We start from the raw sequence: 25,504 nt of genomic DNA, 5'->3' as shown, positions 1-25,504 counted from the left end.
ATCCGCTGATTCTTCAGTCAGGTTTCCGCCATGCATCCCGCAGCCGAACATTCGCCGCTGGGCAAATCCAGCGAATACATCGCCACTTACACGCCGTCCCTGCTGTTCCCGATTCCGCGTACCGCGAAATGGGCCGAGCTGGGCCTGACCGCCGAAACCTTGCCGTATAAAGGCGTGGATTTCTGGAACTGCTTTGAACTGTCGTGGTTGTTGCCATCGGGCAAACCGGTGGTGGCGATCGGTGAATTCAGCATTCCGGCGGATTCGCCGAACATCATCGAATCGAAGTCGTTCAAGCTGTACCTGAACTCGCTGAACCAGACGCCGTTTGCCGACATCACCAGCCTGGAAGCGACGCTGGTCAAGGACTTGTCGGCCGCTGCCGGCAAACCGGTCGGCGTGCGCGTGCGCAGCCTGAAAGATGTCGAAGCCGAAGGCGTCGTGGCGTTGCCGGGCGTGTGCATCGACGATCTGGATATCAGCGTCAGCAACTATGCGCATCCGCGTCCGGAACTGCTGCGTTGCGATGATTCGCGGATTGTCGAAGAGAGCGTGCACAGCCATCTGCTCAAATCCAATTGCCCGGTGACCAGTCAGCCGGACTGGGGCAGCGTGGTAGTCGAATATCGCGGCGCGGCGCTGGATCACGCGAGCCTGCTGGAGTACATCGTCAGTTTCCGCCAGCATTCGGACTTCCACGAACAGTGCGTGGAGCGGATCTTCCTCGACCTGCAACGTTTGCTGAAGCCAGAGAAACTGACGGTGTTTGCGCGCTATGTGCGTCGGGGTGGGCTGGATATCAACCCGTATCGCAGCACTGAAGCGGTACAACTGCCGAACCATCGCCTGGTGCGTCAATGAACATCTGAAGGGTGGGAGCGGGCTTGCTCGCGAAAGCGGTGTGTCAGTTGATGATGCATTGGCTGACACACCGCTTTCGCGAGCAAGCCCGCTCCCACAATGACCGTGTTCACATCACGAATATGAAAAAGCCCTGCCAGACATGGCAGGGCTTTTTTGTATGGCGCGGGAATCAGATCCCCATGCTGCCCAGCGCATTGACGATATTGCGCAGGGTGCCGGCAATGGCCGGGTGTTCGACTTCGAAGCGTTCCACCGCCAGGTTCACACCGTCGGCGATGCTCGCGTCCTGAGTGGCAGTTTCCAGTTTGATTTCCGATTCAATCTGCGCCATCAGCGCACGCAGATCTTCACGCTCATCTTCGGACAGCGGCGGATTCTGCTCCAGTTGCTCGCGCAGGGTATTGAGCTGTTCTTGAAGTTCACGGGCGGGCATGGTGTGGTTCCTTTTATCTATAGGCACTGGCATTGACCGCAGCCGCGCGCCAAAGGTCTATGGCTGACCTTTAGATTAATCCACTCTGCTGCAACCTGCATGATCCCGGTCAGGGCTTTTCGCCTTTGAGGCGGCGCAGGCTGATGTCGGCCAGGCAAGTGTCGAGTTCGCCCAGATGATCGATCACCGAGTGCACGCCGAGGCCAAACAATTGCAGGGTCGCCTTGCCGCGCAGCTGCTCGCGCTCCTTCTGGCTCAAGGCTTGCCACTCGCTCGGCGCCAGGCCACACAACGAGCCGCAGGACGCCAGGCCAATGGTCCACAACCCGGCGTTGAGGCCAGATTGCAGCAGGCGTGGCTCGCCGCTGACCAGCACGCAGCCATCCAGACGGCTGACGTTCAACCCCATCAGCGCCTGCCAGCAGGCGTTCGGCGCTGGCCATGGATTGATTGTTGCTGAATATTGCGTCGGTTTGATCCAACCCGGCAGCGAGGCCGCCAGCGGTTGCGCGAGGGCCGGGGGCAGCTCATCAATCCACGCACAGGGAATCTGCTGGCGCTGCAGGCTGAGCAGGCTGTCGAGGGCGCCAGGCGTGGCGTCGGCCTGTTCGGGCAGTACGCTGGCGTGTTGATGGGCGCGGGCACCGAAATCCACCAGACAGCCACTGAGTCCGAACAGCACGGCGGTCAGACCGGGCGCGGCGACAGGCAAGGCTTCAGCGTGTGTCATGGCAACGTCCCTGAAATAGTCATGAGGCTAGGGGACGGCGGTGACAGTTGGATGACAGGCGTGTGAAGGGGGCTTGGAAAGGTCCTACACGACTCTTCATTGGTAGACTGCCCAAAACGGCTTTTGCGCTTATACTAGCGGTCTTAACGCCTGGGCCCGGGTGCCCGCGCCAGTAAAAATCCAAGGAGTTTTTCTATGCGCTGGAGCAATCCTCTCGCTCAGCTATGTGTATGTGCCAGCGTCTTGCTGGTTCCGTTCGCCGCCAACGCCGCAACGGAAGAAGACCCTTGGGAAAGCGTCAACCGCCCGATCTTCCAGTTCAACGACTTCGTCGACACCTACGCGCTCAAGCCGCTGGCGCAGGGCTACGAGTACGTGACGCCGCAGTTCCTCGAGGACGGCATCCACAACATGTTCCGCAACGTCGGTGATGTCACCAACCTGGCGAACAACATTCTGCAGGCCAAACCGGCAGCAGCCGGTGTCGATACCGCGCGTATCATTTTCAACACCACCTTCGGCCTGCTGGGCTTCTTCGACGTCGGCACCAAAATGGGCCTGCATCGCAGCGACGAAGACTTCGGTCAGACTCTCGGTTACTGGGGCGTTGGCAGCGGTCCGTATGTGATGCTGCCGTTGCTCGGCCCTAGCACCCTGCGTGACGCACCGTCGAAGTACGTCGACAGCTACACCGCTCCGTATCGCTACATCAACGACATCCCGGTGCGTAACTCGACGTTCGGCCTGAACATCGTCGACACCCGCGCCAGCCTGCTGTCGAGCGAGAAGCTGATCAGCGGCGACAAATACACCTTCATCCGCAACGCCTACCTGCAGAACCGCGAGTTCAAGGTCAAGGATGGTAAGGTCGTAGACGATTTTTAATGTCGATCCATGATCAGAAGGCGGCCTCTTGAGGCCGCCTTTTTTGTGTGCGCTTATTTCATCTTCAGAATGGTCAGACCGAGTTTCTGGCTGTCACCGTCCTGGGGCTTGACCCACACCACTTCAGTCTCGGCCTCCAGTCCGCTCAGCGCCGCGTGCTCGGAGTCGATGCGCACGCTCAAGCGGTCGCCTACCGCGAACTGGCGCGGTGCTTCAACCTGCATGCCACTGCTGGAGAGGTCGATGCACACGCCCGACACCTGATCCCCTTCATGAATCAACACCACATCGGCATCGACCCGCATGCGGATGAAATCGCGCTTTTCGCTGTAGTCCCGACCGGTTTGACTCATGGCTTTGACCTTCCATTGGGTTACGGTTTGAGCTGTTCTTATAACTCTCGGTGATTTGACAAGTAAAGTCGTCAAGCGACCATCGGCGCATGCTTGAAACGCCCCGCGGATGGGAGTACCGTCTGCGCCTTAGAAGGGCACCTCTGGTGCAATCGCGTTCCGGCTCAGTGCTCGAAAGCGGTGCAGCAGAGAGGCTAGAAAGCGAATCCAGTAGTCTGAGCCGGGCCGATGCCCCGCCTGCTACGCCAACCTAATTCTGGCGCCGTTTGCCCACATGCCAAAAACCAGTGCCACGCTGCTGATAATCGATGATGACGAAGTAGTGCGCGCGAGCCTCGCGGCCTATTTGGAAGACAGTGGTTTCAGCGTCCTGCAGGCCAGCAACGGCCAACAGGGTCTTCAGGTATTCGAGCAAGACAAGCCCGACCTGGTCATCTGCGATCTGCGCATGCCGCAGATGGGCGGTCTCGAATTCATCCGTCAGGTCACCGAGCGGTCACCGCAAACGCCGATGATCGTCGTTTCGGGTGCGGGCGTGATGAACGACGCGGTCGAGGCGTTGCGCCTGGGTGCCGCGGACTACCTGATCAAGCCTCTCGAAGACCTGGCCGTGCTCGAGCACTCGGTGCGTCGCGCGCTTGATCGTGCGCGCCTGTTGCTGGAGAACCAGCGCTACCGCGAGAAGCTGGAGAAGGCCAACCGCGAGCTCGAAGCCAGCCTGAACCTGCTCCAGGAAGACCAGAACGCCGGTCGCCAGGTGCAGATGAACATGCTGCCGGAAAGTCCGTGGCGCATTGACGAGTTCCAGTTTGCTCACCAGATCATCCCGTCGCTGTACCTGTCGGGTGATTTTGTCGATTACTTCCGCGTCGACGAGCGTCGGGTGGCGTTCTACCTGGCCGACGTCTCGGGCCATGGCGCCTCTTCAGCGTTCGTCACCGTGCTGCTGAAGTTCATGACCACGCGCTTGCTGTTCGAGTCCAAGCGCAACGGCACGTTGCCGGAATTCAAGCCTTCGGAAGTGCTTGGTCATATCAACCGGGGGCTGATCAGCTGTAAGCTGGGCAAGCACGTCACAATGGTCGGTGGAGTCATCGACGAGGAGACCGGTTTGTTGACCTATAGCATCGGCGGCCATCTGCCGTTGCCTGTGTTGTACACGCCTGACAGTGTTCGTTACCTCGAAGGCCGCGGTTTGCCGGTGGGCCTGTTCAATGAGGCCACCTACGAAGATCACGTGCTTGAGCTGCCTCCGACTTTCAGCCTGACGCTGATGTCCGACGGCATTCTGGATCTGTTGCCAGAACCGACGCTCAAGGAAAAAGAAGCTGCTTTGCCTCAACGGGTGAAGGCGGCGGGCGGCAGCCTGGATGGTCTGCGGCAAGTGTTTGAATTGGCCACGCTAGGGGAGATGCCGGATGATATCGCCCTGTTGGTGTTGAGCAGGAACCTTCAATGAGTACCGGTAGAATCCAGTTCGCCGAGCAGGACGGCACCTTCGTCCTGAAGTTCGTCGGTGAAGTTCGCCTGACCCTGTGTTCGGCGTTGGATGCGACTATTGAGAAAATCTTCACCGCGTTGAATTTCAACGCGATCGTGATCGATTTGACCGAAACCCGTAGCATCGACAGCACCACCCTCGGTCTGCTGGCCAAACTGTCGATCCTGTCGCGGCAAAAGGTCGGCCTGCTGCCGACCGTCGTCACCACCCACGAAGACATCACCCGTCTGCTGCAGTCGATGGGCTTCGAGCAGGTGTTCAACATCGTCAACCACCCGGTGCCTTGCCCCGAGTGCCTGGACGACCTGCCGGATCAGGATCAGTCCGAAGAAGTGGTGCGGATCAAGGTGCTCGAAGCGCACAAGATCCTCATGGGCCTGAACGACTCCAATCGTGAAGCCTTCCATGACCTGGTGAATGCCCTCGAACGGCATTGATGGCCTGAAATGTGGGTAGGGCCTGCTGGCCCTATCGCGAGCAGGCTCACTCCTACAGGGTTTCTCATTCGACGCATAATCTTGAGTAATCCACAGATCCACTGTAGGAGTGAGCCTGCTCGCGATAGCTCTCGCCAAAACACTAATAATCCAGCAGGCACAAAAAAAGGGCGAACCCAACCGGGTTCGCCCTTTTTGCATTTCAGCGACTCAGATCACAGCTTGGCCTGCAACAGCGCCTCAAGCTTCTCCTGGTCACGGGCAAACTGACGGATGCCCTCAGCCAGTTTCTCGGTGGCCATCGCGTCTTCGTTGGACAACCAACGGAACTGCGCTTCGTTCAGGATCAGGCGGGCTTCGCCAGCGTGGCCCGGGGCGAGTTTGCGCTCCAGTTTGCCGGTGTCTGCCGCGAGCTTGTCGATCAGGTCCGGGCTGATGGTCAGACGGTCGCAACCGGCCAGTTGCTCGATCTGGCTCAGGTTGCGGAAGCTGGCGCCCATGACCACGGTCTTGTAGTCATTAGCCTTGTAGTAGTTGTAGATGCGAGTCACCGACTGTACGCCTGGATCATCGGCGCCGGTGTAGTCGTTGCCGTTGGCCTTTTTGTACCAGTCATAGATGCGGCCCACGAACGGCGAGATCAGGAACACCCCGGCGTCAGCGCAAGCGGCAGCCTGAGCGAAGGAGAACAGCAGGGTCAGGTTGGTCTGGATGCCTTCCTTCTCGAGAATTTCGGCAGCGCGGATGCCTTCCCAGGTCGAAGCGATCTTGATCAGCACGCGGTCACGGCCGATGCCGGCCTTGTCGTACAGCTCGATCAGACGATGCGCACGCTTGAGCACGGCGTCCTGGTCGAACGACAGGCGCGCATCCACTTCGGTGGAGATACGGCCCGGAATCACTTTGAGGATTTCCTGGCCCACGGCGACGCCAAAACGGTCGCTGGCCAGGCCCACATCGCCCTTGCAGTCGCTGACGCAGGCGTTCAGCAGCTCGGCGTAAGCCGGGATAGCGGCTGCCTTGAGCAGCAGGGAAGGGTTGGTGGTGGCGTCGACCGGCTTGACCCGGGCGATCGCTTCGAAGTCGCCGGTGTCGGCAACCACGGTGGTCATCTGTTTGAGTTGTTCCAGCTTGGAAGTCATGGGTGTGCTCTGTCCTGTGGGTTTGACGACATTACCCGAGCGCTGACAGTCACTCAAGGGTATCCGGGCGTATCGGAGGCCCCGCTGGCAACAACCTGAGAACGGCTGCTTGATGGGCGGGGCGCGGTATCGATGAATACGATGCCAAAATCGGCCGCAGGTTCAAAGCAACTGACGGCCAGCGCCCCTTGAGCACATCAATGGAGGTTATTGCTGGCTTAGCTGGGTTTTGACTGCGGTTTCCGCTGGTTTCGGCTGGCCGTCGGCGGTCAACAGACCGAAGTTCTTCTCGCGGTCGTTGCTGCCGCTGTCGCTGTTTTTCCATTCGTAAATCGAGGTCAGGGCAATGTTGCGGGTTTTGATATCGGCCACGAATGCACTGATTTTACTGGCTTGGCCTTCGGTGCCGCCGTTGGAGGGGAGCGCCGAGATACCCCATTCGCTGATCACCCCCGGCAGATGGAAGTTCTGCTGGATAAACGTCTGGGCGTTGCTGATCTGCGTGCCGGTCATGCCATAGGGATGGTAGGAAACCGCGCTGAGGCATTTGGGGTATTCGCTGACGATTCGGTTGAGTGCCACGGTGGACGCCGAGCCGGCGGTCGGCGGGCGGGCAAAACCAAAACCGATCACCGGGACAGTCCAGGGTTTGTCTTGCAGGGTCTTGCACGCTGCGCTCATGAACGGCACGAATGTCGTATCGAAATTGCCGGTCGGCCAGTAGGTGTCGAGGTCTGGCTCATTCCACAACTCGATCGCCACCAGTTGCGAGCCGTAGGTCGTCGCCAGGCTGGTCAGCGCGTTGCCATAGGCGACCCCCGCGTTCGGCAGATCACTGGTATTCAACGGCGCGGTCGCGCGCAGGGTCATCAACACCGGCAGGCCAGCGTCCCTGGCCACAGCGAAGGCGTCGCTGACCTGTTTCTGGTAAGCCGCGCTGCCCAGGCTGTCAGTCCAGACGCCGAAACGCACGAAACTGAAGCCGGTCGCCTTGACCTGCTGCGCGTCGGCGGCGCAGAAGGTCTGGACCTTGACCTGAACCCCGATGGTTTTGTTGCTGGGCAATGCCGGGAACAGCTCGTTGGCGTGGACCTGGCTGGCGGTACTGAAGAGCAACAGAGTCAAGGCGCCCAAGCGGTTGAGATGTGCTGACTTCATGTCGGTTCTCCGGTTGAGAAGTGACAACGGCGAAAAGGTATCTCGTTATAACGGCTTCGAAACTAACAATGGCACTAAGTGCAGCGATGTTATTTTTTGTCAGCTATCCGTGATCTGAAAATCACAGTTATTTTTAGTCCGGTAATTCTGTTTTGGCGACTTTTGGCGCTGTGGTACTTAATACACTGGTACTGACAGGGCGAATCTATTTCTGAGTGCAGAATGATCTAGTGGGTTCATTAAGATCCGCTCTAGATGTTGGCAGAATGATATTACACAGGAATGTAAACCTTGTTCAAAAAGATCCTTGTCGTGTGCGTTGGCAATATTTGCCGAAGTCCGACAGCAGAACTTCTGCTGCGTAACGCGCTGACCCCCTCAACCATCTCTGTGACTTCCGCAGGCCTCGCGGCGCGGGTTGGCGAAGGCATGGAAGCCTCGGCGCGCCAGGTGCTGGAAGACCACGGGCACAGCGCCGAGGGCTTCCAGGCCCGGCAATTGACCGCCGATATCGTCAATGAATCAGACCTGATTCTGGTCATGGAAAAACAACATGTGAATCAGGTACTGAAGATTGCCTCGCACGCCCGAGGCAAAGTGTTTCTTCTTGGCAAGTGGCAGAGCGAAAGAGAAATACAGGATCCGTATCGTCAAGGTAAGGCCGCTTTTATTCATGCCCATGCATTGATTGAAGATGCTGTTAGCTCGTGGGCGCAGCGCCTCGGACATTGATGAATATTCTTCAGATCAGTGAATGGTAAGAAAGACTTATGCAGTTACCGTCAGTAATCGCCAACCGTGATAACGATCAAGACAGTATTGATCTTCTGGGTATATTCGGCAGTTTGATCGACCAGAAATGGCTGATCGGTGCATTCACCGGTGCCTTTATGGCCGCTGGTGTTGCCTATGCGGTATTGGCGACGCCGGTGTACCTGGCGAACGCGCTGGTTCAGGTCGAACCGAAAAAGAACGACATGCTCGGCTTTTCCGACCTCAGCAGCATGCTCGGCGGGCAATCGCCGTCGGTGACCGAAATCGGCATCATCAAGTCCCGCGCGGTGATCGGCAAAACCGTCGACGACCTGCGCCTGGACATCGACGTCACCCCCAACACCTTCCCGGTCATCGGCGGTTTTCTCGCCCGGCGTTATCGCGGCGAAACCGAATTCAGCGTGGCGCCGCCGCGTTTTGGCCTCAACAGCTACGCCTGGGGCGGCGAGCGTCTGGAGTTTACCCGGCTCAATCTGCCCAAAGAACTGTTGGGCAAGAAGCTCACCCTGGTGGCTGGCGAACAACAACACTTCCAGTTGCTCGATGACAATGACAACCTGCTGGTCGAGGGGGTCGCGGGCGAAGCTTTCGCCCAGGACGGCGTCGAGGGGTTGATCGAACGCCTGCAAGCCAACCCCGGCACCCGCTTTGAAGTGGTGCGCTATCCACGGATCGTGACGATTCAGGGTTACCAGGATGCGCTGGATATTTCCGAGCAAGGCAAGGAGTCGGGGATTATTCGCCTGGCGCTGGCCAGTTCCGATGCCGCCGAGGCAGTGAAGATCCTCAACAAGATCGCCGCGCTGTACGTCGATCAGAACGTGCGTCGCACTTCGGCGGAGGCGGCGCAAAGCCTGGCGTTCCTGCAAAGCCAGTTGCCGCAGGTCAAGCGTGATCTGGCCAAGGCCAGCGATGCGCTCAACGCGTATCAGACCCGTGGCAAGACCGTGAACATTTCCCTGGAAACCCAATCGGTGCTGGGTCAATCCGTGGCGCTGGAAACGCGGATTTCCGAGCTGAAAATGCAGCAGGCGGAAATGGACCGCAAGTTCACCAAGCAGCATCCGGCGTATCGCGCGCTGATGTCGCAGATTGGCGAATTGACCCAGCAGCAGAAATCGCTGGAAGGCAAGGTCGGCGATCTGCCGGCGACGCAACAGGAACTGCTCAACCTGACCCGCGATGTGGAAGTCGCTTCGCAGATCTACACGCAGTTGCTGAACAAATCCCAGGAGCTGGACATCGTTCGCGCCGGTGCGGTGGGCAATGTGCGCCTGATCGATCCGGCGGATGTCGACCTGAGCAGTCCGGTCAAACCGAAAAAAGCCCTGATCGTGTTGATCGCGACATTCCTCGGCGCCTTTCTCGGTGTGGCGCTGGTGCTGTTGCGCAAATCCCTGAGCAAAGGTCTGGAAGGCCCGGAAGCCATCGAACAGCTCGGGCTGCCGGTGTACGCCTCGATTCCCTACAGCGCCTTGCAGCGCGACGAGGACACGAAAAAGGGTCGGGCCACAATCACCGCCGAAACACCGGCCTATCTGCTGGCGCTGCGCAACCCGACCGACCTGTCCATCGAGTCGATTCGCAGCCTGCGCACCTGCCTGCATTTCGCCGCGCTGGATTCGACCAACAACCGCATCATGATCTCCGGCCCCAGCCCGCAGGTCGGCAAGACCTTCGTCTCCTCCAACCTCGCAGCGGTCATGGCGCAAAGCGGTCAGCGCGTGCTGTTGATCGACGCCGACATGCGCAAGGGCCACCTGCACAAGACGCTGAATGTGCCGATCACCAATGGTCTGTCGGACCTGCTGGTCAAGCGCTGCAGCATCGAGCAGGCGATCAATAAGGTGGAAATCGACAACCTGCACTTCATCAGCCGCGGCCAGGTTCCACCCAATCCTTCCGAGCTGCTGATGCACGCCAACTTCCGCGATCTGCTCGCCGAACTGAGTCAGCGCTACGACGTGGTGATCATCGATACACCGCCACTGCTGGCGGTGACGGACGCGGCGATTGTCGGGCGTGAAGCCGGGATCAGCCTGATCGTCACGCGGTTTGCGGTGAACCCGGCCAAAGAGATCGAAATGACCATTCGCCGCTTCGCGCAGAACGGCATCGAGCTCAAGGGTGCGGTGTTCAACGGCGTCGAGAAGCGCGCCGCCAGTTACTACGGCAACGGCAACTACGGTTATTACAACTACGAATACGCGTCCGACAAATCCTGAGTGTCAGCGATTGTCCTTACATGCAAGGAAGTGGGCTTGTGAAGAAAATACTGCACGTGGCTGAAACGATAAAAGGTGGGGTCGCCACCGTTATCCGCACCATCTCGGCCTCTCCCGAAGGCCAGGACTCGAATTACGAGTTGGTCTATCTGGTGCCGCTCGACCAGAAAAAAGAGCTGCACGGTATCGATGAGCAGCAGATTCGCACGTTCGAACGCAGCGGGCGCGATGTGCGTTCGCTGCTGCGTTTTGCCTGGCAACTGACCCGAGTGATGCTCAAGGAAAAACCCGATGTGGTGCATTTGCACAGCACTTTTTCCGGGGTGATCGGCCGCGTGGTCTGCGTGCTTCTGCGGCCGTGGCGCAAGCCGAAAATCGTCTATTGCCCGCACGCCTTTTCGTTCCTGATGGAAAGCTCGCCGACCAAGCAGAAGCTCTACGCGTGGATCGAGCGCGTCCTGCAGCGGGTGACCGACGTGATTATCTGCGTCAGCCGCTACGAGATGGACAAGGCCGCACGGTTCGGCATTCAGCGCTCGCGCATGAAGCTGATCTACAACGGCATTCATCAGCGTGACGAGGCGCCGAAGGCCGAGAGCCCCGCGCCGATTCATCTGCTGTTCGTCGGTCGTCTCGACTACCAGAAAGGCTTCGACGTGTTGCTCAAGGCCTTCGCCAAGGTGCAACGCAGCGATCTGAAGCTGACGGTGGTCGGCAGTGCGGTCAACGAGGACAAGGTCGAGTGTCCGCAGATGGACGCCGTCGAGTACCTGCCGTGGGTCACCCCGGCCGAGGTGCAGGCGCTGTATCAACAGGCCGACGCGCTGATCGTCCCGAGTCGCTGGGAAGGCTTCGCCATGGTGCCGCTGGAAGGCATGGCCATGGGCTTGCCGGTGATCGCCAGCAACTGCACGTCGCTGCCCGAACTGGTCACCCATGAGGTGTCCGGCTACGTCTTTCCTACCGGTGATCACCAGGCGCTGGCCGATGTGCTGGCGCGAATCCAGAAGCCGCGGTTGCTCGACCTCGGCAGCGAAGGCCGGAACATCGTGCGCGAGCGTTTCAGCGCCGCGCTGATGATCCGCCAGACCTACGACGTGTATTGCGCTCCCACTTATTAAGTAGAACTCAAGCTTATGAACGTAACGATTTTGCATGGCTACAGTGCGTCCAACTCCGGTGATGGCCTGCTCGTCGATCTGGCCATCGCGTTGGTGCAGCGCAACTTTGGCGAAGACACCGCGATCAATGTCGTGGCGTCCGATCCGCAGTCTTTCGCCTACTTGCCGCACCCGCGTTTCGACGCACCGGTGATGGCGGCCAAGGGGCTGGGGCGGGTCAAGCAGGCGGTGTTCCTCAATCAGTCGTATGCCGGGCTGGCGGATCTGTTGCGCAAGACTGATCTGATCGTTGGCGTCGGTGGCGGTTACATGCGCTCGAAAAGTGCCTTCGAACACATCAAGCTGAAACTGGGCCACGCCAAGCAACTGGAAACGGCGATTCTCAGCAAGGTGCCGTCGGTGTACCTGCCGCAAAGCATCGGGCCGTTCCATGGCGAGAGCCGCAAGATCGTCGAGCACTATGCCAGCGCCGATGCGGTGTTCGTGCGCGATAACCGCTCCTCGGCGATGTTCGATGCCTGCGAAAACGTCTACCGCGCGCCGGATCTGGCGGTGCAGTCGCTGGCCAGCAAGATCCTTCAGCAACCCAAGTTCACCCGCTGCGCCGCGTCGCCGGCCACCGTGTGCGTGGTGCTGCGCAAACCGCCGGAGTGGAGTAAGGAAAAGAAGGTCGCTTACGTCGCCAACCTGAAGTTGCTGCTGCAGCGCCTGAAGAACAAAAGCAAAGTGGTCTGCGCCGTGCAGAGCGCCGTTCGCGGCAACGATGACGGTGCGTTCTATCGCGAACTGGGCATCACCGAAGACCTGCTGCCGTTAAAAGCCACGATTGCCAAATATCAGCCGGATCTGGTGATTTCAGTGCGTCTGCACGGCGCCATCGAGTCGCTGTTGTCCGGTGTCCCGGCGTACCACATCAGCTATGAGCGCAAAGGCTTTGGCGCCTATCAGGACATGGGCGTGGAGGACTGGGTGATCAACGGTGGCGACATCAATGTCGAGCAGATCATCGACACCGTTTACGCGCCGAACGCGCTGTCGAACTTTGGTAAACGCCTGACCGACACCTGCCGCGAGATCGAGGCAAAAACCGTGGCCATGGACGAGATCATCAAAGGCGTCGTTCGATGATATTTCGGTTGCTGCTTCGCGGCGGAGCGTTAGGCGCGAAGTTTCTCCTGGTGTTGGCCATCACCCATTACCTGGGCTACGAAGCGTTGGGGTTTTACGGGGTGGTGGTCGCGGCTTCGTTGATCGCCTCGAAGTTCTACAGCGTCGGTTTCAGTTCCGAGATCAATCGGCTGATCAGCGTCGGCGGCAGTTCGCGGCGGGTGGTCGACAAAGTCCTGCTGCTGTATCTGGCGGTGGGGCTGCTGCTGTCGCTGGTGACAGTGGGGATTTACTCGCTGTTCCAGCAGCTCGAGGCGGGCACCGCGTTGATTCTTTGCGTGACGCTGGTGCTGCTCACCGAACACCTGTCGTTCGAGATCAATTCGTTCGTGTTTTCCGCGCAGAAAGCCACCGCGGGCGCGTTGCTGTTCTTCATCAAGACCGGCCTCTGGGCGCTGCTGGCGGTGGGCGGGATGATGCTCGACTGGGTTTCCGGCATCGCCAGTGTGCTGTGGCTGTGGGTGGCCGCCAACGTGCTGGTGATCATCGCCGGTTACCTGATTGTGGTGAGCGTGCACAAGGGCCGGGTCAGCGCGGCGCTGACCACGGCGACCGTGTGGAAGGCCGGGTTGCCGTTCTACTTCGGTACGGGGCTGATCGCGCTGAGTCAGTACGCCGAGCGCTTCCTGATTGCCGATCTCGAACCGTATGCCAATCTCGGTAAATACGTGTACGCGTGGTCGGCGGCGAACACTTTGCAAGCGCTGTCCTACGCGGTGGTGGCGGTGGTCGGTATTCCGGTGCTGGCCAAGCGGTTTCAGGCGGATCAGCAGGCGTTCACGGTCAGGCACTTGTTCGTCAACAAGTGGGTGATGCGCTCGCTGCTGGTGTCGGCGGCGGTGGCGGTGCTGATCTACTTGTTCTTCAACGTGGTACTCGATTACGTCGCCACCAGCGTGCCGCGTCCGGATAACGCGATTCTCGGTGTGCTGATCTTTTCCTTTGCTCTGCGGGCCATTGGCGACATCGTCTGGGGCGGTCTGATCGCCTCGAAAAACAGTCGAGTGTCATTCGCCAGCGCGGCGATCTGCCTGCTGGTGTCGGTGCCGGTCAGCTACCTGCTGATCAAGCACTATTCGATTTATGGCGCGGCGTGGGGCAATGTCTTCGCGATCATCGTCCAGCTCGGGGTGATTGCCGTGTTGACTCGGGCGACCCGTGCAAAAGGGGCGTTGGCATGGGGTTGAAGTTGCCGTGCATCGAGTTTCGCGGACGCAAACTCGATTCCTCGCTGTCGTTCCTGATTCTGTTCACCGGGCTGTTTCTGTCGGTGGCGATGCCGCTGCTGATCCCTCGCGCTCCGGGCCCGGATGCGATGACCTTGTGGTCGTCCTATGCGCGCGCCGACAACTGCAATTTCTGGAACCCGTTCTCGCCGGATCGCTCCTCCTACGAGTGTTCGGCGTTCCTGCTGCGGCCCACCGGGATCAACCTGACCAACGCCTGGGCCTACGGGATGTTCTGCAATTTCTTCCTCACGGCGATTCCGGTGGTGGTGTTCCGGCGCATGCCGCTGGCGATCTTCGGCACCCTGTGTCTGTGGGGGATTGTGCGTTCGTTTTTTCTGGAAAACCTGACCAAGGAAATCATCGTTTCGGTGGCGGTGCTGAGCATTTTGTTCAGCTCGCTGACGCGTAAATATCGTGGCGGATTTTTTCTGTCGGCGGTGATTTACGGCGTGCTGATCCGCCCTTACTGGATTCTGTTTTCACTGTCGTGGGTCGGCGTTTGCGTGATGAAGAAGTACGTGTCGCGCTTCACCTTCTTCCTGATGCTGTTCCTGTTTTATCTGGCGGTGGCCATGGCGATTCAGCTGGCGCTGGGGTTTCCGGTGTCGTCGATTCGCGCCAGCAACAACGAGTTGCGTACGGCGGGGGAGGAGGGCTCGAAATCGCTGATCGTCTCGTGGCTCAGCGGTAGTGATTTTGTCTCGCAGGCGTTGGACTCGATGATCATTTTTTTCCGCCTGTCGTTCCCGGTGGAGCTGATTCTGTTGTCCGGGCCGGGCCAGGTGATCTTCGTCGCGTTGATGATCATGACTGCGCTGCTGCTGTTCAAAGTCATCACTTCCACCGATTACAAAGGCGCGCCGATCGAGACCAAACCCAAGGAACTGATCGCGATTCCGCTGGCGTTCCTGCTGGTGCAGGGTTTGTTCGAGCCGGACTTCGGTTCCTTCGCCCGGCACTTTTCCATGGTGGTGCCGGTGCTGTTTGTCGGCCTGGGTTTGATGTTGCGCGCCAACAAACCGGTGCGGGTTGAATCAAGAGTTCTGAATTAAGGCGGGTGCTGTATGTCGAGCAAGAAAAAATCGCTGGAGATCGAAACCCTGCGTGGCCTGGCGTGCCTGCTGCTGGTGCTTTATCACGTCATCGGCCCGTTGGGCGGGGGGCTGAAAATCGATCTCGGCTCGCCGTTCCGCGTCATTGCCGACTCGATGGTGTACGTGCGCATGCCGCTGTTCACCTTCATTTCCGGCTACATCTATTCGATTTACAAAATTCGCGGCAATGACTTTTCCGCATTCTTCAGCGGCAAGGTGCGGCGGCTGATCGTGCCGCTGTTTTGCGTCGGCGTGCCGTTCTCGGTGTTGCAGGCGGTGGGGCCGGGGGTGAACAAGGACGTGGGTGTGATCGATGCGTTGTTGTCGTTCTGGGTGCCGGTCAATCACTTCTGGTTCCTGCAGGCGGTGTTCATCATTTTCATGTTTGTCGGGCTGCTCGAATGGCGCGGGCTGCTGCGCTCGATGACGCGCTTGTACCTGCTGTTCGGGTTCGCTGCGGCGGTGTTTCTGTTGCCACCGTTCAAGCTTGATGCGTTCGGCATCAATGGGGCGATTTACCTGCTGCCGTTTTTTGTGGCGGGGATGATCGGCCAGGAAAATGTCGAGGCGCTGAAGCAACGCTTCAAGGTGATCGGGCCGCTGGTGTTTGTGTTGATCTCGCTGACGCTGCTGTACGTGGCGGCGATTGATCGCGAGCTGATCGTTGACCGCCGCAGCCTGATCGGTCTGACCGTGGGCTGCGTGTCGTGCATCGCCTTGCTGTCGAGTGACATGCGCTCGAAGTGGCTGACCTGGCTGGGCGGCTACTCTTACGCGATCTTCCTGTTCCACGTGCTGTTTGCCGCGACTTCACGGTTTGTCATGGGGCGGCTGGGAATAAAAGACGAAAGCATTCTGGTGCTCAGCGGTGTGCTGTTTGGCTTGTTGGGGCCGGTGGTGTTGTCGATGATTTTCAGCTGCTTCAATGTCACTTCGGTGCTGTTTCTCGGGGAGCGTGCGGCGAAGAAGAAGCCAGCGGTTGGCGTTACTCCGGTGGTGCCGGCCAATAGCTGAAAAGCTTCGCGAGCAAGCCCGCTCCCACAGGTTTCGGTGCTGGGCACAGATTCAGCAGATGACCGCAATTCCTGTAGGAGTGAGCCTGCTCGCGATAGCGGTATGTCAATCAGAGTTGCACCGTCTGGACCAACGCCATCGCGAGCAGGCTCACTCCTACAATGGATCTGGGTCGTACTCCAGTCCCCTCATTCCAGAGTGAAGGAAATAACGCATGTTGGCAGTAGATGACGCTCAGCCCGTCGCGGCGTCGGTGGTGGAAGTGGGCGACGCCCGCGAGCGCTTTGCGCAGTGGCGCGAAGGCAAGGCCGGGAAGGTGTTGTCGGTCTCGGTGATCGGCGACAGCTACAGCGCCGGGCAGAATTTTTATCTGAACAAACTGGTGCAGCGCGTGGCCGGCGAGGTCGGTTTTGCCGGCCCCGGTTATGTCGGTTTCAACCATGGCGCGGCGCTCGGTGGCACGCACTTCAAATACACCCGTAGCAGCGAAAAATACTTCGGTGGTGGCTGGCAAGTGTCCGGCCTCGGCCAGGCCAGCCCCGACAGCCGCACGGTGACCGGCAAACCCGGTGCCTGGCTGCAAATCGATGCCAGTCCGACACCCGCCATCGACACCAAAGTCACCCAGGCGAAACTGCTCTACCTGGGCAACGGCGAGCCCAGTGAGCTGCGTTACCGCTGGACGCCCGCGCAAGACTGGCAGCCCTTGAAACTTGGAGGGTCAGGCGTACAGGAAGTACCACTCGCAGGTCTCTCGGCAGCGGCAGACTGGTCATTCAAACTGGAAGTGGTGAAGGGCGCGCCGACCTTGTTTGGCCTGTGGATGAGCAACGAGCAGAGCGGCGTGCGGGTCTCGAAACTGGCGGCCTCGGGCGCGGCATCGGCGGACTTTTATCACCAGGATCGGCAATGGCAGGTGCAGTGGAAAGCTGCCGTGTCGAAGATTCCCGCCGACGTTTACCTGATCATGCTCGGCGGCAACGATCAGGGCTTCGGGGTGAAACCCGCGGAGTATCTGCAGAACGTTCAGGGCTTGGTGGCGATGATCCGCGAGATTCAACCGGCGGCGAGCATCAACCTGATCATGCGTCAGGACACCACGCGTTCCAGTGCCTATCCGATGTCAGCGTATGCGCAAGTCTTGCAACCGTGGGCGCATGAGCAGCAGTTGGGATTTGCCAATCTGCAATGCGCGTTCGGCCCTGACGTCAAACGCTATGCGGCGGCGATGATCGGGCCGGACAGGATTCATCCGCAGCCGGCCACGGGCGGGAAGGTGATTGCTGATTACTTCTATCGCTGGATTGTCAGTGGCATCAACGCGGACAGTTGCGACCCCACAAAACCCCTGTAGGAGCTGCGGCACGCTGCGATCTTTTGATCTTGTTTTTCAAGATCAGGATCAAAAGATCGCAGCGTGCCGCAGCTCCTACAGGCAAGTGTTTTTATTTGAAGTTATCTATCTGGCTCAGGAGCTCGGCAGTCTTCTGCGGCATCAACTGCGTCGCACACCGCGTCTCGACATTGATGATGATCGCCGGCTCGTTGCAGCACAGGCGTACGCGGAATCGCCAGTCGCTGAAGATCACTTTCAACCCATCCCGGTCGTCCATTTCCAGTGCCTGCTCGGCATAGCGTTGTTTCAGATGGGCGAGCAGGGGATAGGGATCCGCCAGCGCTCGGCGAATGTCGCCGGACGCCGGAAACATGCCGATGCGCTCCACCAGCAGAATGCTGCCCAGCCACGACTCGTTGGCGCTGGGCAACGGCTGATGGCGTGGCAGCCAACTCACCGCCCCGAGGTTGCCCACCTCCCGTTCAATCTCTGCTGCATGCTGTGCCATGTTCATGGGTTGCCTCCTGAAAAGAGAAGTGGGCGGGAGCCGTCTCAGCGGCCCTTGAGGTAAACGTTGTCGTAGCAGAAGTTGGTCGCCTGCAGGTAACCCTCGGCGTCGCCGCAGTCGAAGCGCAGGCCCTTGAACTTGTAGGCCAGCACGCAACCGTTCTGCGCCTGTTTCATCAGCGCGTCGGTGATCTGGATCTCGCCGCCCTTGCCCGGTTGGGTGTCGGCGATCAGGTCGAAAATGTCCGGAGTGAGGATGTAGCGGCCGATGATCGCCAGGTTCGACGGGGCATCCTGCGGCGCCGGTTTCTCCACCATGTTATTGACCCGATAGATGCCGTCGGACATCAGCTCGCCGGCGATCACCCCGTACTTGTGGGTCTGGTCGGCCGGAACTTCCTGGATGGCGACGATCGAGCAGCGGAATTTCTTGTACAGCTGGATCATCTGCGACAGCACGCCGTCACCTTCCAGGTTCAGGCACAAGTCATCGGCCAGCACCACGGCGAAGGGTTCATCGCCGATCAACGGGCGGCCGCTGAGAATCGCGTGACCGAGGCCCTTCATTTCCACCTGACGGGTGTAGGAGAAGGTGCAGGTGTCGATCAGTTCGCGGGTGCCGGCGAGGAATTTTTCTTTCTCGGTGCCGCGAATCTGGTGTTCGAGTTCGTAGCTGATATCGAAGTGGTCTTCCAGCGCACGCTTGCCCCGACCGGTGACGATGGCCATGTGTTGCAGGCCGGCGTCCCGTGCTTCTTCAACGGCGTATTCGATCAACGGTTTGTTGACGATCGGCAGCATCTCTTTCGGCATGGCTTTGGTCGCCGGCAAGAAACGCGTGCCGTAACCGGCAGCGGGGAACAAACATTTACGAATCATAAAAGTATCCTGGACAGTCATGGAACACAGGCAACGGATGCGCACACTTACGAAGGCGCACAAGTTTCAATGATTATTGAACGAGTACTTTAATACCTGAGTCAGGTTGTTAATGGCAATTAGCGCGAAGGCTAAAACATGACAATGTTATGAGATGTCGGTAACAACGTTATTAGTTATTTTTAGTCGGTATCTGTTGATAGTGATGAGTGTACTTGGGGTGCTAATAAGTACCGGGCAATACAGTTTGACCTGCAAAAATATTTATTGCCAGTGGTTGAACCAATTTTGTTTGAGGCTGTTGTCGTCCTTATTTGTGTGGTGCGCCACAGATTGAATAAAAGGGACTTGACACGCTACTTGTCACTTATCCAATGACGGACCGCGCTATGAAGATTCTGGTAACGGGTGGTGCCGGCTATATCGGCTCGCACACCACACTTGCGCTGCTTGAAGCAGGTTATGAAGTTGTTGTACTGGATAATCTTTGCAACAGCAGCGATGCGGCACTGCACGCGATAGAAGGTATTTGCGGCAAAAGCGCGCTGATGATTCGCGGCGATGTCTGCGACCGGGCGTTGCTCGACCGGATTTTCCGCGAGCATCAAATCGATGCGGTGCTGCATTTTGCCGGGCTCAAGGCCGTCGGCGAGAGCGTGCGCAAGCCGCTGGATTACTACGAAAACAACGTCGGCGGCAGCATCACCTTGTGTCAGGCGATGGCCGCAGCGGGCGTGTTCCGGCTGGTGTTCAGCTCGTCGGCCACGGTGTACGGCGAGCCTGAACAGATGCCGATCCGCGAGGATTTCCCCACCGGCATTCCGACCAATCCTTATGGTCAATCCAAGCTGATCGTCGAGAACGTGCTGCGCGACCTGAGTCAGGCCGAGCCGCGCTGGAGCATCGCCTTGCTGCGTTACTTCAACCCGATCGGTGCGCATCACAGCGGGCATATGGGCGAAGACCCCTGCGGCATCCCCAACAACCTGCTGCCTTACATCAGCCAGGTCGCGGTCGGCAGCCTGCAGGAGTTATCGATCTTCGGCGACGATTACCCGACCATCGACGGTACCGGGGTGCGCGATTACATCCACGTCGTCGACCTCGCCGATGGCCATCTGAAGGCCTTGCAGTCGATTGCCGGACGTCCGGGCATCCACACTTGGAACCTCGGCACCGGCGACGGCTACAGCGTGATGCAAGTGCTGCATGCCTTCGAACAGGCCAGCGGGCGTCCGGTGCCGTACCGGGTGATGCCGCGTCGCAGCGGTGACATTGCCGAGAGCTGGGCCGACGCGTCCAAGGCTGCCAAAGAGCTCGGCTGGAAAGCCACGCGCAGTTTGCAGGACATGGTCACCGACACTTGGCGCTGGCAATCCAATCATCCGCGCGGTTATCTCGAATGATGTCGTTCTAATACTGAATGTTAGTTTCGGTCAGGTGTTAGATATCGTCGGGAAAATACGCTGGAAATGCCTTTTGCAAGTCCGTAGATATAAACCTGCCGTTCGACTTTTATCAGTTGGGTAAGACTGTGAAAGAACGACGGATCTTGTTCGCGCATTTTGCGGACTTGAACGCTACCACCGCTAACACAGGCCGGTTTTTAACAGGCCGAATGTTAGAAAGGAGTTGATATGAAAAAAGTGATGGCGATTGCCCTGTTGACGATGTTGAGCAACTGGGCGTCCGCTGCTGAAGCGCCGCTTACTGCGGTGACCAATGTATCTGGCAGTGTCGCGGCTTCTACCGCGCCTGCTGCCAGTACGGCAATGGTTGCCAGTGCAGTGGCGGCGTCCAACAGTGGTGGAAGTGCCAATGGCGGTACCACCGGTACTACGGGTACCACCGGTACAACCGGCACGCACAACTAACAGGAACATTTGTTAGTGCAGTACAGGGTCGCCCGACGCAAGTCGGGTGACTTTGTTTTTAGATTCGCCCTTGAATAGCGTAGTGCCATTATGACTCGTAGTTTTTCTCTTTTGCTGTTGGCAAGTATCGCTTTGCAAGGTTGCATGTTTTCCCCCGGCCAATACCTGAGCACCGGCGACATCACGCGCCAGGGCGCCAGCGAAAGCAGTCGGGTCGAGCTGATTCCGATCACGCCCAAGCTGATCTCGATGACCCGCGCCACGCAAAAGCGTGAGACGGTGCCGGCGGAATTGTTGGCGACGCCGGCGGAATACCGCATCGGCAGCAACGATGTGCTGTACATCACGGTCTGGGATCACCCGGAGCTGACCGCGCCATCGGGGGCACAACAGCAGATCGACGCCAACGGTCGACTGGTGCGCTCCGATGGCACGCTGTACTACCCGTTCATCAAGGAAGTGCAGGCGGCCGGCAAGACTATTCAACAGTTGCGTGCGGACATCGAATCCCGCCTGTCGGCGTTCATCGCCGAGCCGCAAGTGGATGTCGCGGTGCTGCGTTTCGCCAGTCAGAAAGTAGTGGTCTCGGGCGCCGTGGCCAAGGCCGGTCCGCAGCCGATTTCCACCAACCCGTTGAGCGTGGTCGAAGCCCTCGGTACTGCCGGTATCGACACCAACAACGCCGATCTGTCGGGCCTGTTGCTGACCCGCAATGGCCGGGTGTATCCGCTCAATCTCGACTCGCTGAACCATCAGGATTCCGAGTTGCAGCACGTCTTTCTCAAGGGCGGCGACCAGCTCTATCTGCCATACAACGACAACAAGCGCATTTACGTCATGGGCGAAGTCAATCAGCCCCGTGCGCTGAGCTTCAAGACCGCGACGATGAACCTCTCCGACGTGCTCGGTTCGGTCGGCGGCTTGAGCCAGACCACTTCCAACGGCAACGCGGTGTACGTGATTCGCGGGGTGGAAAACCTCGATGTCGAGCCGGCGAAGATCTATCAACTGGAAGCCCAGTCGCCGACCGCCATGGCACTGGCTTCGCACTTTGAAGTGCGTCCCCAGGATGTGGTGTACGTCGGCCCGGCCAACGTCACGCGCTGGAACCGCTTCATCAGCCAACTGGTGCCGTCGGCATCGATTGTCGGGACCGGGGCTTCCGCTGCGAAGAACTGGAGCGAATTCAGTAACAACAGCAAATAAGGCCGACCGTGAAAACCTTGAAAGTTGGCGTCTGCCTGATGGCGGCCTTGATGTTGTGTGGCTGTAACCCGCTGATGACCGCTTCGGTGCGCAACCTCAAGTCGGCGGTGATCGGCCCGGATGAGCTGGACGTGAGCGCGGCCCAGGTGGCCGAGGTCAAGTATCCGCAAGTCAAACTGACCACGCCCTCCGGCTCCGGGGTGCTGGCGCTGGTGCGTGAGCGTGATGATCTGCAGTTCTGGGTCGCTTCCGGCAAACAGGTGTTGCTGCTGCGTGACGGCCTCGCCGTGCGCACCATCGGCCTCGGCGTCGAGGGCGATCTGGACGGCACGCGGTTGGCCGACAACGCGCCGTTCAAACGCGGCCTGCATCAAGTCGCCGATGGTTTCACCAGTCAGCGCTGGATCGACCTGTACAAGGGCCAGGAGGTTGGCTTGATCGTCAACAGCCGGTTCTCCCGCCGATCCACGCAAACCCTGGACATTCTCGACAAGCGATACACCGTGCTGCGTGTCGACGAGCGCATCGACGTCCCGGCCATCGGCCTGCACGCGACCAACCATTACTGGGTCGATCCGGTGGACGGTTTCATCCTGCAGAGCGAGCAGCAACTGACCGCGCAAATGCGCGTGCGCATCGTGCAATTGACTCCCGATCGCAGGCACCTGCCATGAAGCGCTTACGGATGTTATCGGCGGTTTTGCTGTTGCTCAGCGGCGTCAGTCAGGCAGCGGTCACGGTCAGTGGCGATGTGGCCAACCCAGGGCCGGTGGATTTGCCACCGGGCGGGCGCTTGCTCGACGTGATCAGCGTGGCCGTACCGAATGCCGAAGGTTACTGGCTGGCCGGCGAGTTGTTGCGCCAGTCGTTGCTGGAACAGCAGGCCCGGCTCAAGGCCGGCGTGTTGTTCGATCTCGATGTGCTGCAGCGCATGGCTTCGCTGTTTGACCGACCCAGTCGCGCGGCGCTGGCGTTGCGCTTGGCCGAACAGGTGCGGCAGATGCCGGTCACCGGGCGCCAGGTCGCGGATCTCGATCCGGTCGCGGTGGAGGTCGGTTTTGCGCGCAACATTCGTCTCGACGATGGTGATCGGCTGATCTACCCGAAACGGGTCGACGAGGTACAGGTATTGGGCGCCGTCGCCGAAACCTGTCACCTGCCTTATCAGCCTCTGCTGGAGGCGCGCGAGTACCTGGAAAGATGCACGCCGCTGGACGATGCCGAGGCCGATTACCTGTGGCTGATCCAGCCCAATGGTGCGGTGCGGCGCGTGGGCATTGCGCATTGGAATCGCGAGAGCGGGCAGTTTCCCGTGGCCGGCAGCAAGATTCTGGTGCCGGTGAAAAACGATGATCTGGATCCGCCTGTTCCTGAACTGAATCAGCAGTTGGCCGAATTGATTGCCACGCAGCTGGCTGAGGTGGTTCGTTGAAGTTACGTGTTGCAGCTGTGTTGTTATTGCCGTGCGGTCTGGTGCATGCCGAACCGCGTATTACCCAGAATGATTTCGGTGGCACCGGTCTGTTGCAGACCCCGACCGCACGCATGGCCCCGGCCGGCGAGCTGAGCGTCAACGCCAACCGCACCGAGCCTTACAGCCGCTACAGCGTGTCGCTGCAGCCACTGGACTGGCTCGAAGGCTCGTTCCGCTACACCGCCATCACCAACCGCCCGTACGGGCCGGAGTCGATGAGCGGCAGCCAGAGCTATAAGGACAAGGCGGTCGATGCCAAAGTCCGGCTGTGGCAGGAAACCCACTGGGCCCCCGATGTCGCTTTGGGCTTCCGAGACATTGGCGGTACCGGCTTGTTCGCCAGCGAATATTTCGTCGCCAACAAGCGCTTTGATAATTTCGATTTCAGCGCCGGCATTGCCTGGGGTTATCTCGGTAATCGTGGCGACCTCGACAACCCGCTGGGCTACCTCGATGATCGCTTCAAGACCCGTCCGGCCCTGGAAGGCACCGGTGACGTCAACGCGGGTTCGTACTTTCGCGGCAAGCCGTCGTTCTTCGGTGGCGTGAGCTATCAGACACCGTGGGATCGACTCAGCCTGAAACTCGAATACGAAGGCAACGACTACAAGCACGAGCCCAAGGACAACGTGATCAAGCAAGACTCGCCGATCAACTTCGGCGCGGTGTTCAAGGTGGCGGATTCGGTGGACGTCAGCGCGGCGTGGGAGCGGGGCAACACGGCGATGTTCGGCATCACGTTCCATACCAATTTCGTCAGCCGCAAGGCGCCGGCCAAGACCTACGATCCAACGCCTGAACCGCTGCCGGCGAAGATGCCGACCACGCCGATGGAGCAGGTCAACTGGGCCGACGTGTCGCAACGCTTGCAGCAAAACGCCGGGTACAAGGTCGAGCGCATCAGCCAGCGTGATTCCGAGCTGATCGTCTACGGCGAGCAGCAGCGTTACTTCCATTCGTCGAAGGCCGTTGGCCGCGCGAGTCGGATTCTCGACAACAGTGTGAATGACGACATCAATTGGTTCACCGTGGTCAACAAGCGTTACGACCTGCCACTGGAAGAGACCAGCGTGCCACGCCAGACCTTCCGTGAAGTGATCAACAACGAGGAGCCGCTGGAGTCGTTGCACCGCACCACCGAGATCAACCCGGCGATGCCGCACAACGAGAAAACCCTCTACAACGAAGCGCCGCAGCATTTCAGCTATGGCGTCGGTCTGGGCTTCAAGCAAAACGTCGGCGGCCCGGATGGTTTGCTCTATCAATTGAGTGCCGATGCGGACGCCGAGTACCGTTTCAACCGCAACACCTGGTGGAGCGGGCTGGTCAGTGCCAACCTGGTGAACAACTTCGACAAGTTCACTTACGATGCGCCGAGCGGTCTGCCGCGGGTGCGTACCGATTTGCGTCAGTACCTGACCACCTCGGAAGTGACCATGCCGTTGTTCCAGGTCAGCCATGCCGAGCAGTTGGACAAAGACCTGTATGGCATGGTCTACGGTGGTTATCTGGAGTCGATGTTTGCTGGCGTCGGCGGTGAGGTGTTGTTCCGTCCGACCGGGGAGCGCTGGTCGGTGGGGGCGGATCTGAACTATGTGCGTCAGCGCGAGTTCGACCAGGGTTTTGGCCTGCGCGACTATTCGGTCTGGACCGGGCACATCACCGGCTACACCGACTTGCCGTACGACACGCTGGCGGCGGTCAGCGTCGGTCGCTACCTGGCCGGCGACTGGGGCGGCACGCTCGACATCTCTCGCGAGTTCTTCAACGGCGTGCGCTTCGGCGCCTGGGCGACGATCACCACGGCGGGCAGTGCCGAGTATGGGGAGGGTAGTTTCGACAAGGGCCTCTACCTGTCGATCCCGTTCGACGAAATGATGAGCATGTCGACCATGCGCCGCGCCAACCTGGTCTGGGCCCCCTTGACCCGTGACGGCGGCGCCAGGCTCAATCGCAGCTTCCAGCTGCACTCGATGACCGATAGCCGCGAGGGCGACATGTTCTACCGCAACTTCTCGAAGATTAACGAGTAATCCCGAAAACCCCTTGAGACCTGTGGGAGCGGGCTTGCTCGCGAAGGCGTCAGCCCAGTCGGCATCCC

General features: G+C 59.3%; 25 protein-coding genes. 18 read left to right on the top strand and 7 right to left on the bottom strand.

The genetic code is table 11. From position 1 onward, the window contains the following. Positions 1-30 precede the first annotated feature (30 nt). Positions 31-861, top strand: a complete 831-nt coding sequence (gene queF, locus ACVHNU_RS15530) for an NADPH-dependent 7-cyano-7-deazaguanine reductase QueF (RefSeq protein ID WP_473017747.1) — start codon at positions 31-33, stop codon at positions 859-861. Positions 862-1,033: 172 nt separating this feature from the next. Here queF and ACVHNU_RS15525 read toward each other — a convergent pair whose 3' ends face one another. Next, positions 1,034-1,297: a DUF4404 family protein gene (locus ACVHNU_RS15525; protein ID WP_003226564.1), complete on the bottom strand. Its 264-nt coding sequence runs from the start codon at positions 1,295-1,297 to the stop codon at positions 1,034-1,036. A 109-nt stretch (positions 1,298-1,406) separates the two neighbouring features. Next, complete coding sequence (locus tag ACVHNU_RS15520) at positions 1,407-2,027, bottom strand: HAD family phosphatase (protein ID WP_262142955.1); 621 nt, start codon at positions 2,025-2,027, stop codon at positions 1,407-1,409. A 195-nt stretch (positions 2,028-2,222) separates the two neighbouring features. Between ACVHNU_RS15520 and ACVHNU_RS15515 the strand changes: the two genes are divergently transcribed. Further along, positions 2,223-2,912 carry an MlaA family lipoprotein gene (locus ACVHNU_RS15515; RefSeq protein ID WP_103485780.1) on the top strand — a complete coding sequence of 230 codons (690 nt, stop codon included), beginning with the start codon at positions 2,223-2,225 and terminating at the stop codon, positions 2,910-2,912. A 53-nt stretch (positions 2,913-2,965) separates the two neighbouring features. Here the strand turns inward: ACVHNU_RS15515 and ACVHNU_RS15510 are convergent, their stop codons facing one another. Continuing rightward, on the bottom strand, positions 2,966-3,265 hold the full coding sequence (locus tag ACVHNU_RS15510; protein WP_003226557.1) for a PilZ domain-containing protein: 300 nt from the start codon (positions 3,263-3,265) through the stop codon (positions 2,966-2,968). Between the two features lie 274 nt (positions 3,266-3,539). Here ACVHNU_RS15510 and rssB point away from each other — a divergent pair, with 274 nt between their 5' ends. Both rssB and rssC read left to right on the top strand, forming a co-directional pair. Beyond that, complete coding sequence (gene rssB / locus ACVHNU_RS15505) at positions 3,540-4,724, top strand: two-component system response regulator RssB (RefSeq protein WP_003226555.1); 1,185 nt, start codon at positions 3,540-3,542, stop codon at positions 4,722-4,724. Further along, positions 4,721-5,203, top strand: coding sequence for an anti-sigma factor antagonist RssC (gene rssC / locus ACVHNU_RS15500; RefSeq protein WP_003226553.1), 483 nt, complete (start codon positions 4,721-4,723; stop codon positions 5,201-5,203). Before rssB ends, rssC begins: the two co-directional genes overlap by 4 nt. A gap of 215 nt (positions 5,204-5,418) precedes the next feature. Here the strand turns inward: rssC and tal are convergent, their stop codons facing one another. Both tal and ACVHNU_RS15490 read right to left on the bottom strand, forming a co-directional pair. Beyond that, a complete protein-coding gene (gene tal / locus ACVHNU_RS15495; protein WP_003226550.1) occupies positions 5,419-6,345 on the bottom strand; it encodes a transaldolase in 927 nt (308 codons plus the stop codon). Positions 6,346-6,552: 207 nt separating this feature from the next. Then, complete coding sequence (locus ACVHNU_RS15490) at positions 6,553-7,503, bottom strand: glycosyl hydrolase family 5 (protein ID WP_473017746.1); 951 nt, start codon at positions 7,501-7,503, stop codon at positions 6,553-6,555. Positions 7,504-7,794: 291 nt separating this feature from the next. Between ACVHNU_RS15490 and ACVHNU_RS15485 the strand changes: the two genes are divergently transcribed. From ACVHNU_RS15485 to ACVHNU_RS15450, 8 genes are all read left to right on the top strand, one after another. Then, the gene (locus ACVHNU_RS15485) at positions 7,795-8,235 is read left to right on the top strand and encodes a low molecular weight protein-tyrosine-phosphatase (protein WP_003226547.1); all 441 of its coding nucleotides are present in this window, start codon (positions 7,795-7,797) and stop codon (positions 8,233-8,235) included. A 38-nt stretch (positions 8,236-8,273) separates the two neighbouring features. Continuing rightward, positions 8,274-10,502, top strand: a complete 2,229-nt coding sequence (locus tag ACVHNU_RS15480; protein ID WP_473017745.1) for a polysaccharide biosynthesis tyrosine autokinase — start codon at positions 8,274-8,276, stop codon at positions 10,500-10,502. A gap of 38 nt (positions 10,503-10,540) precedes the next feature. Further along, positions 10,541-11,623 carry a glycosyltransferase gene (locus ACVHNU_RS15475; protein WP_003226542.1) on the top strand — a complete coding sequence of 361 codons (1,083 nt, stop codon included), beginning with the start codon at positions 10,541-10,543 and terminating at the stop codon, positions 11,621-11,623. Positions 11,624-11,638: 15 nt separating this feature from the next. Continuing rightward, the gene (locus ACVHNU_RS15470; protein ID WP_473017744.1) at positions 11,639-12,751 is read left to right on the top strand and encodes a polysaccharide pyruvyl transferase family protein; all 1,113 of its coding nucleotides are present in this window, start codon (positions 11,639-11,641) and stop codon (positions 12,749-12,751) included. After that, complete coding sequence (locus tag ACVHNU_RS15465; RefSeq protein WP_473017743.1) at positions 12,748-13,977, top strand: MATE family efflux transporter; 1,230 nt, start codon at positions 12,748-12,750, stop codon at positions 13,975-13,977. Before ACVHNU_RS15470 ends, ACVHNU_RS15465 begins: the two co-directional genes overlap by 4 nt. Continuing rightward, entirely contained in the window at positions 13,968-15,071 is a 1,104-nt protein-coding gene (locus ACVHNU_RS15460; protein WP_003226536.1) for a hypothetical protein, read from the top strand. The genes ACVHNU_RS15465 and ACVHNU_RS15460 overlap by 10 nt, the downstream gene beginning before the upstream one ends. Positions 15,072-15,083: 12 nt before the next feature. Next, a complete protein-coding gene (locus tag ACVHNU_RS15455) occupies positions 15,084-16,127 on the top strand; it encodes an acyltransferase family protein (RefSeq protein ID WP_473017742.1) in 1,044 nt (347 codons plus the stop codon). Positions 16,128-16,341: 214 nt separating this feature from the next. Then, positions 16,342-17,481: an SGNH/GDSL hydrolase family protein gene (locus tag ACVHNU_RS15450; protein ID WP_473017740.1), complete on the top strand. Its 1,140-nt coding sequence runs from the start codon at positions 16,342-16,344 to the stop codon at positions 17,479-17,481. A gap of 91 nt (positions 17,482-17,572) precedes the next feature. Here the strand turns inward: ACVHNU_RS15450 and ACVHNU_RS15445 are convergent, their stop codons facing one another. Continuing rightward, entirely contained in the window at positions 17,573-17,977 is a 405-nt protein-coding gene (locus ACVHNU_RS15445; protein WP_473017738.1) for a mannose-1-phosphate guanylyltransferase, read from the bottom strand. 38 nt (positions 17,978-18,015) lie between these two features. Next, entirely contained in the window at positions 18,016-18,849 is an 834-nt protein-coding gene (galU, locus tag ACVHNU_RS15440; protein WP_103484261.1) for a UTP--glucose-1-phosphate uridylyltransferase GalU, read from the bottom strand. A 389-nt stretch (positions 18,850-19,238) separates the two neighbouring features. On the opposite strand from galU, the gene galE reads away from it, so the two are divergent. The 6 genes from galE (at position 19,239) to ACVHNU_RS15410 (ending at position 25,436) form a co-directional block, all read left to right on the top strand. Next, a complete protein-coding gene (gene galE / locus ACVHNU_RS15435) occupies positions 19,239-20,255 on the top strand; it encodes a UDP-glucose 4-epimerase GalE (RefSeq protein WP_473017736.1) in 1,017 nt (338 codons plus the stop codon). 231 nt (positions 20,256-20,486) lie between these two features. Continuing rightward, entirely contained in the window at positions 20,487-20,723 is a 237-nt protein-coding gene (locus tag ACVHNU_RS15430; RefSeq protein WP_003226528.1) for a hypothetical protein, read from the top strand. A gap of 90 nt (positions 20,724-20,813) precedes the next feature. Continuing rightward, complete coding sequence (locus ACVHNU_RS15425) at positions 20,814-21,929, top strand: polysaccharide biosynthesis/export family protein (RefSeq protein WP_177434754.1); 1,116 nt, start codon at positions 20,814-20,816, stop codon at positions 21,927-21,929. Positions 21,930-21,937: 8 nt separating this feature from the next. Beyond that, positions 21,938-22,603: a YjbF family lipoprotein gene (locus tag ACVHNU_RS15420; RefSeq protein ID WP_003226524.1), complete on the top strand. Its 666-nt coding sequence runs from the start codon at positions 21,938-21,940 to the stop codon at positions 22,601-22,603. Further along, entirely contained in the window at positions 22,600-23,361 is a 762-nt protein-coding gene (locus ACVHNU_RS15415) for a capsule biosynthesis GfcC family protein (RefSeq protein WP_473017735.1), read from the top strand. The genes ACVHNU_RS15420 and ACVHNU_RS15415 overlap by 4 nt, the downstream gene beginning before the upstream one ends. After that, positions 23,358-25,436 (top strand): YjbH domain-containing protein, encoded by a 2,079-nt coding sequence (locus ACVHNU_RS15410; protein WP_473017734.1) that lies wholly within the window; start codon positions 23,358-23,360, stop codon positions 25,434-25,436. Before ACVHNU_RS15415 ends, ACVHNU_RS15410 begins: the two co-directional genes overlap by 4 nt. The last annotated feature ends 68 nt before the right edge of the window (positions 25,437-25,504 follow it).

The organism is Pseudomonas sp. Ors-4-3C, from assembly GCF_055755035.1.
This window is presented reverse-complemented; position numbering and strand designations above follow the sequence as displayed.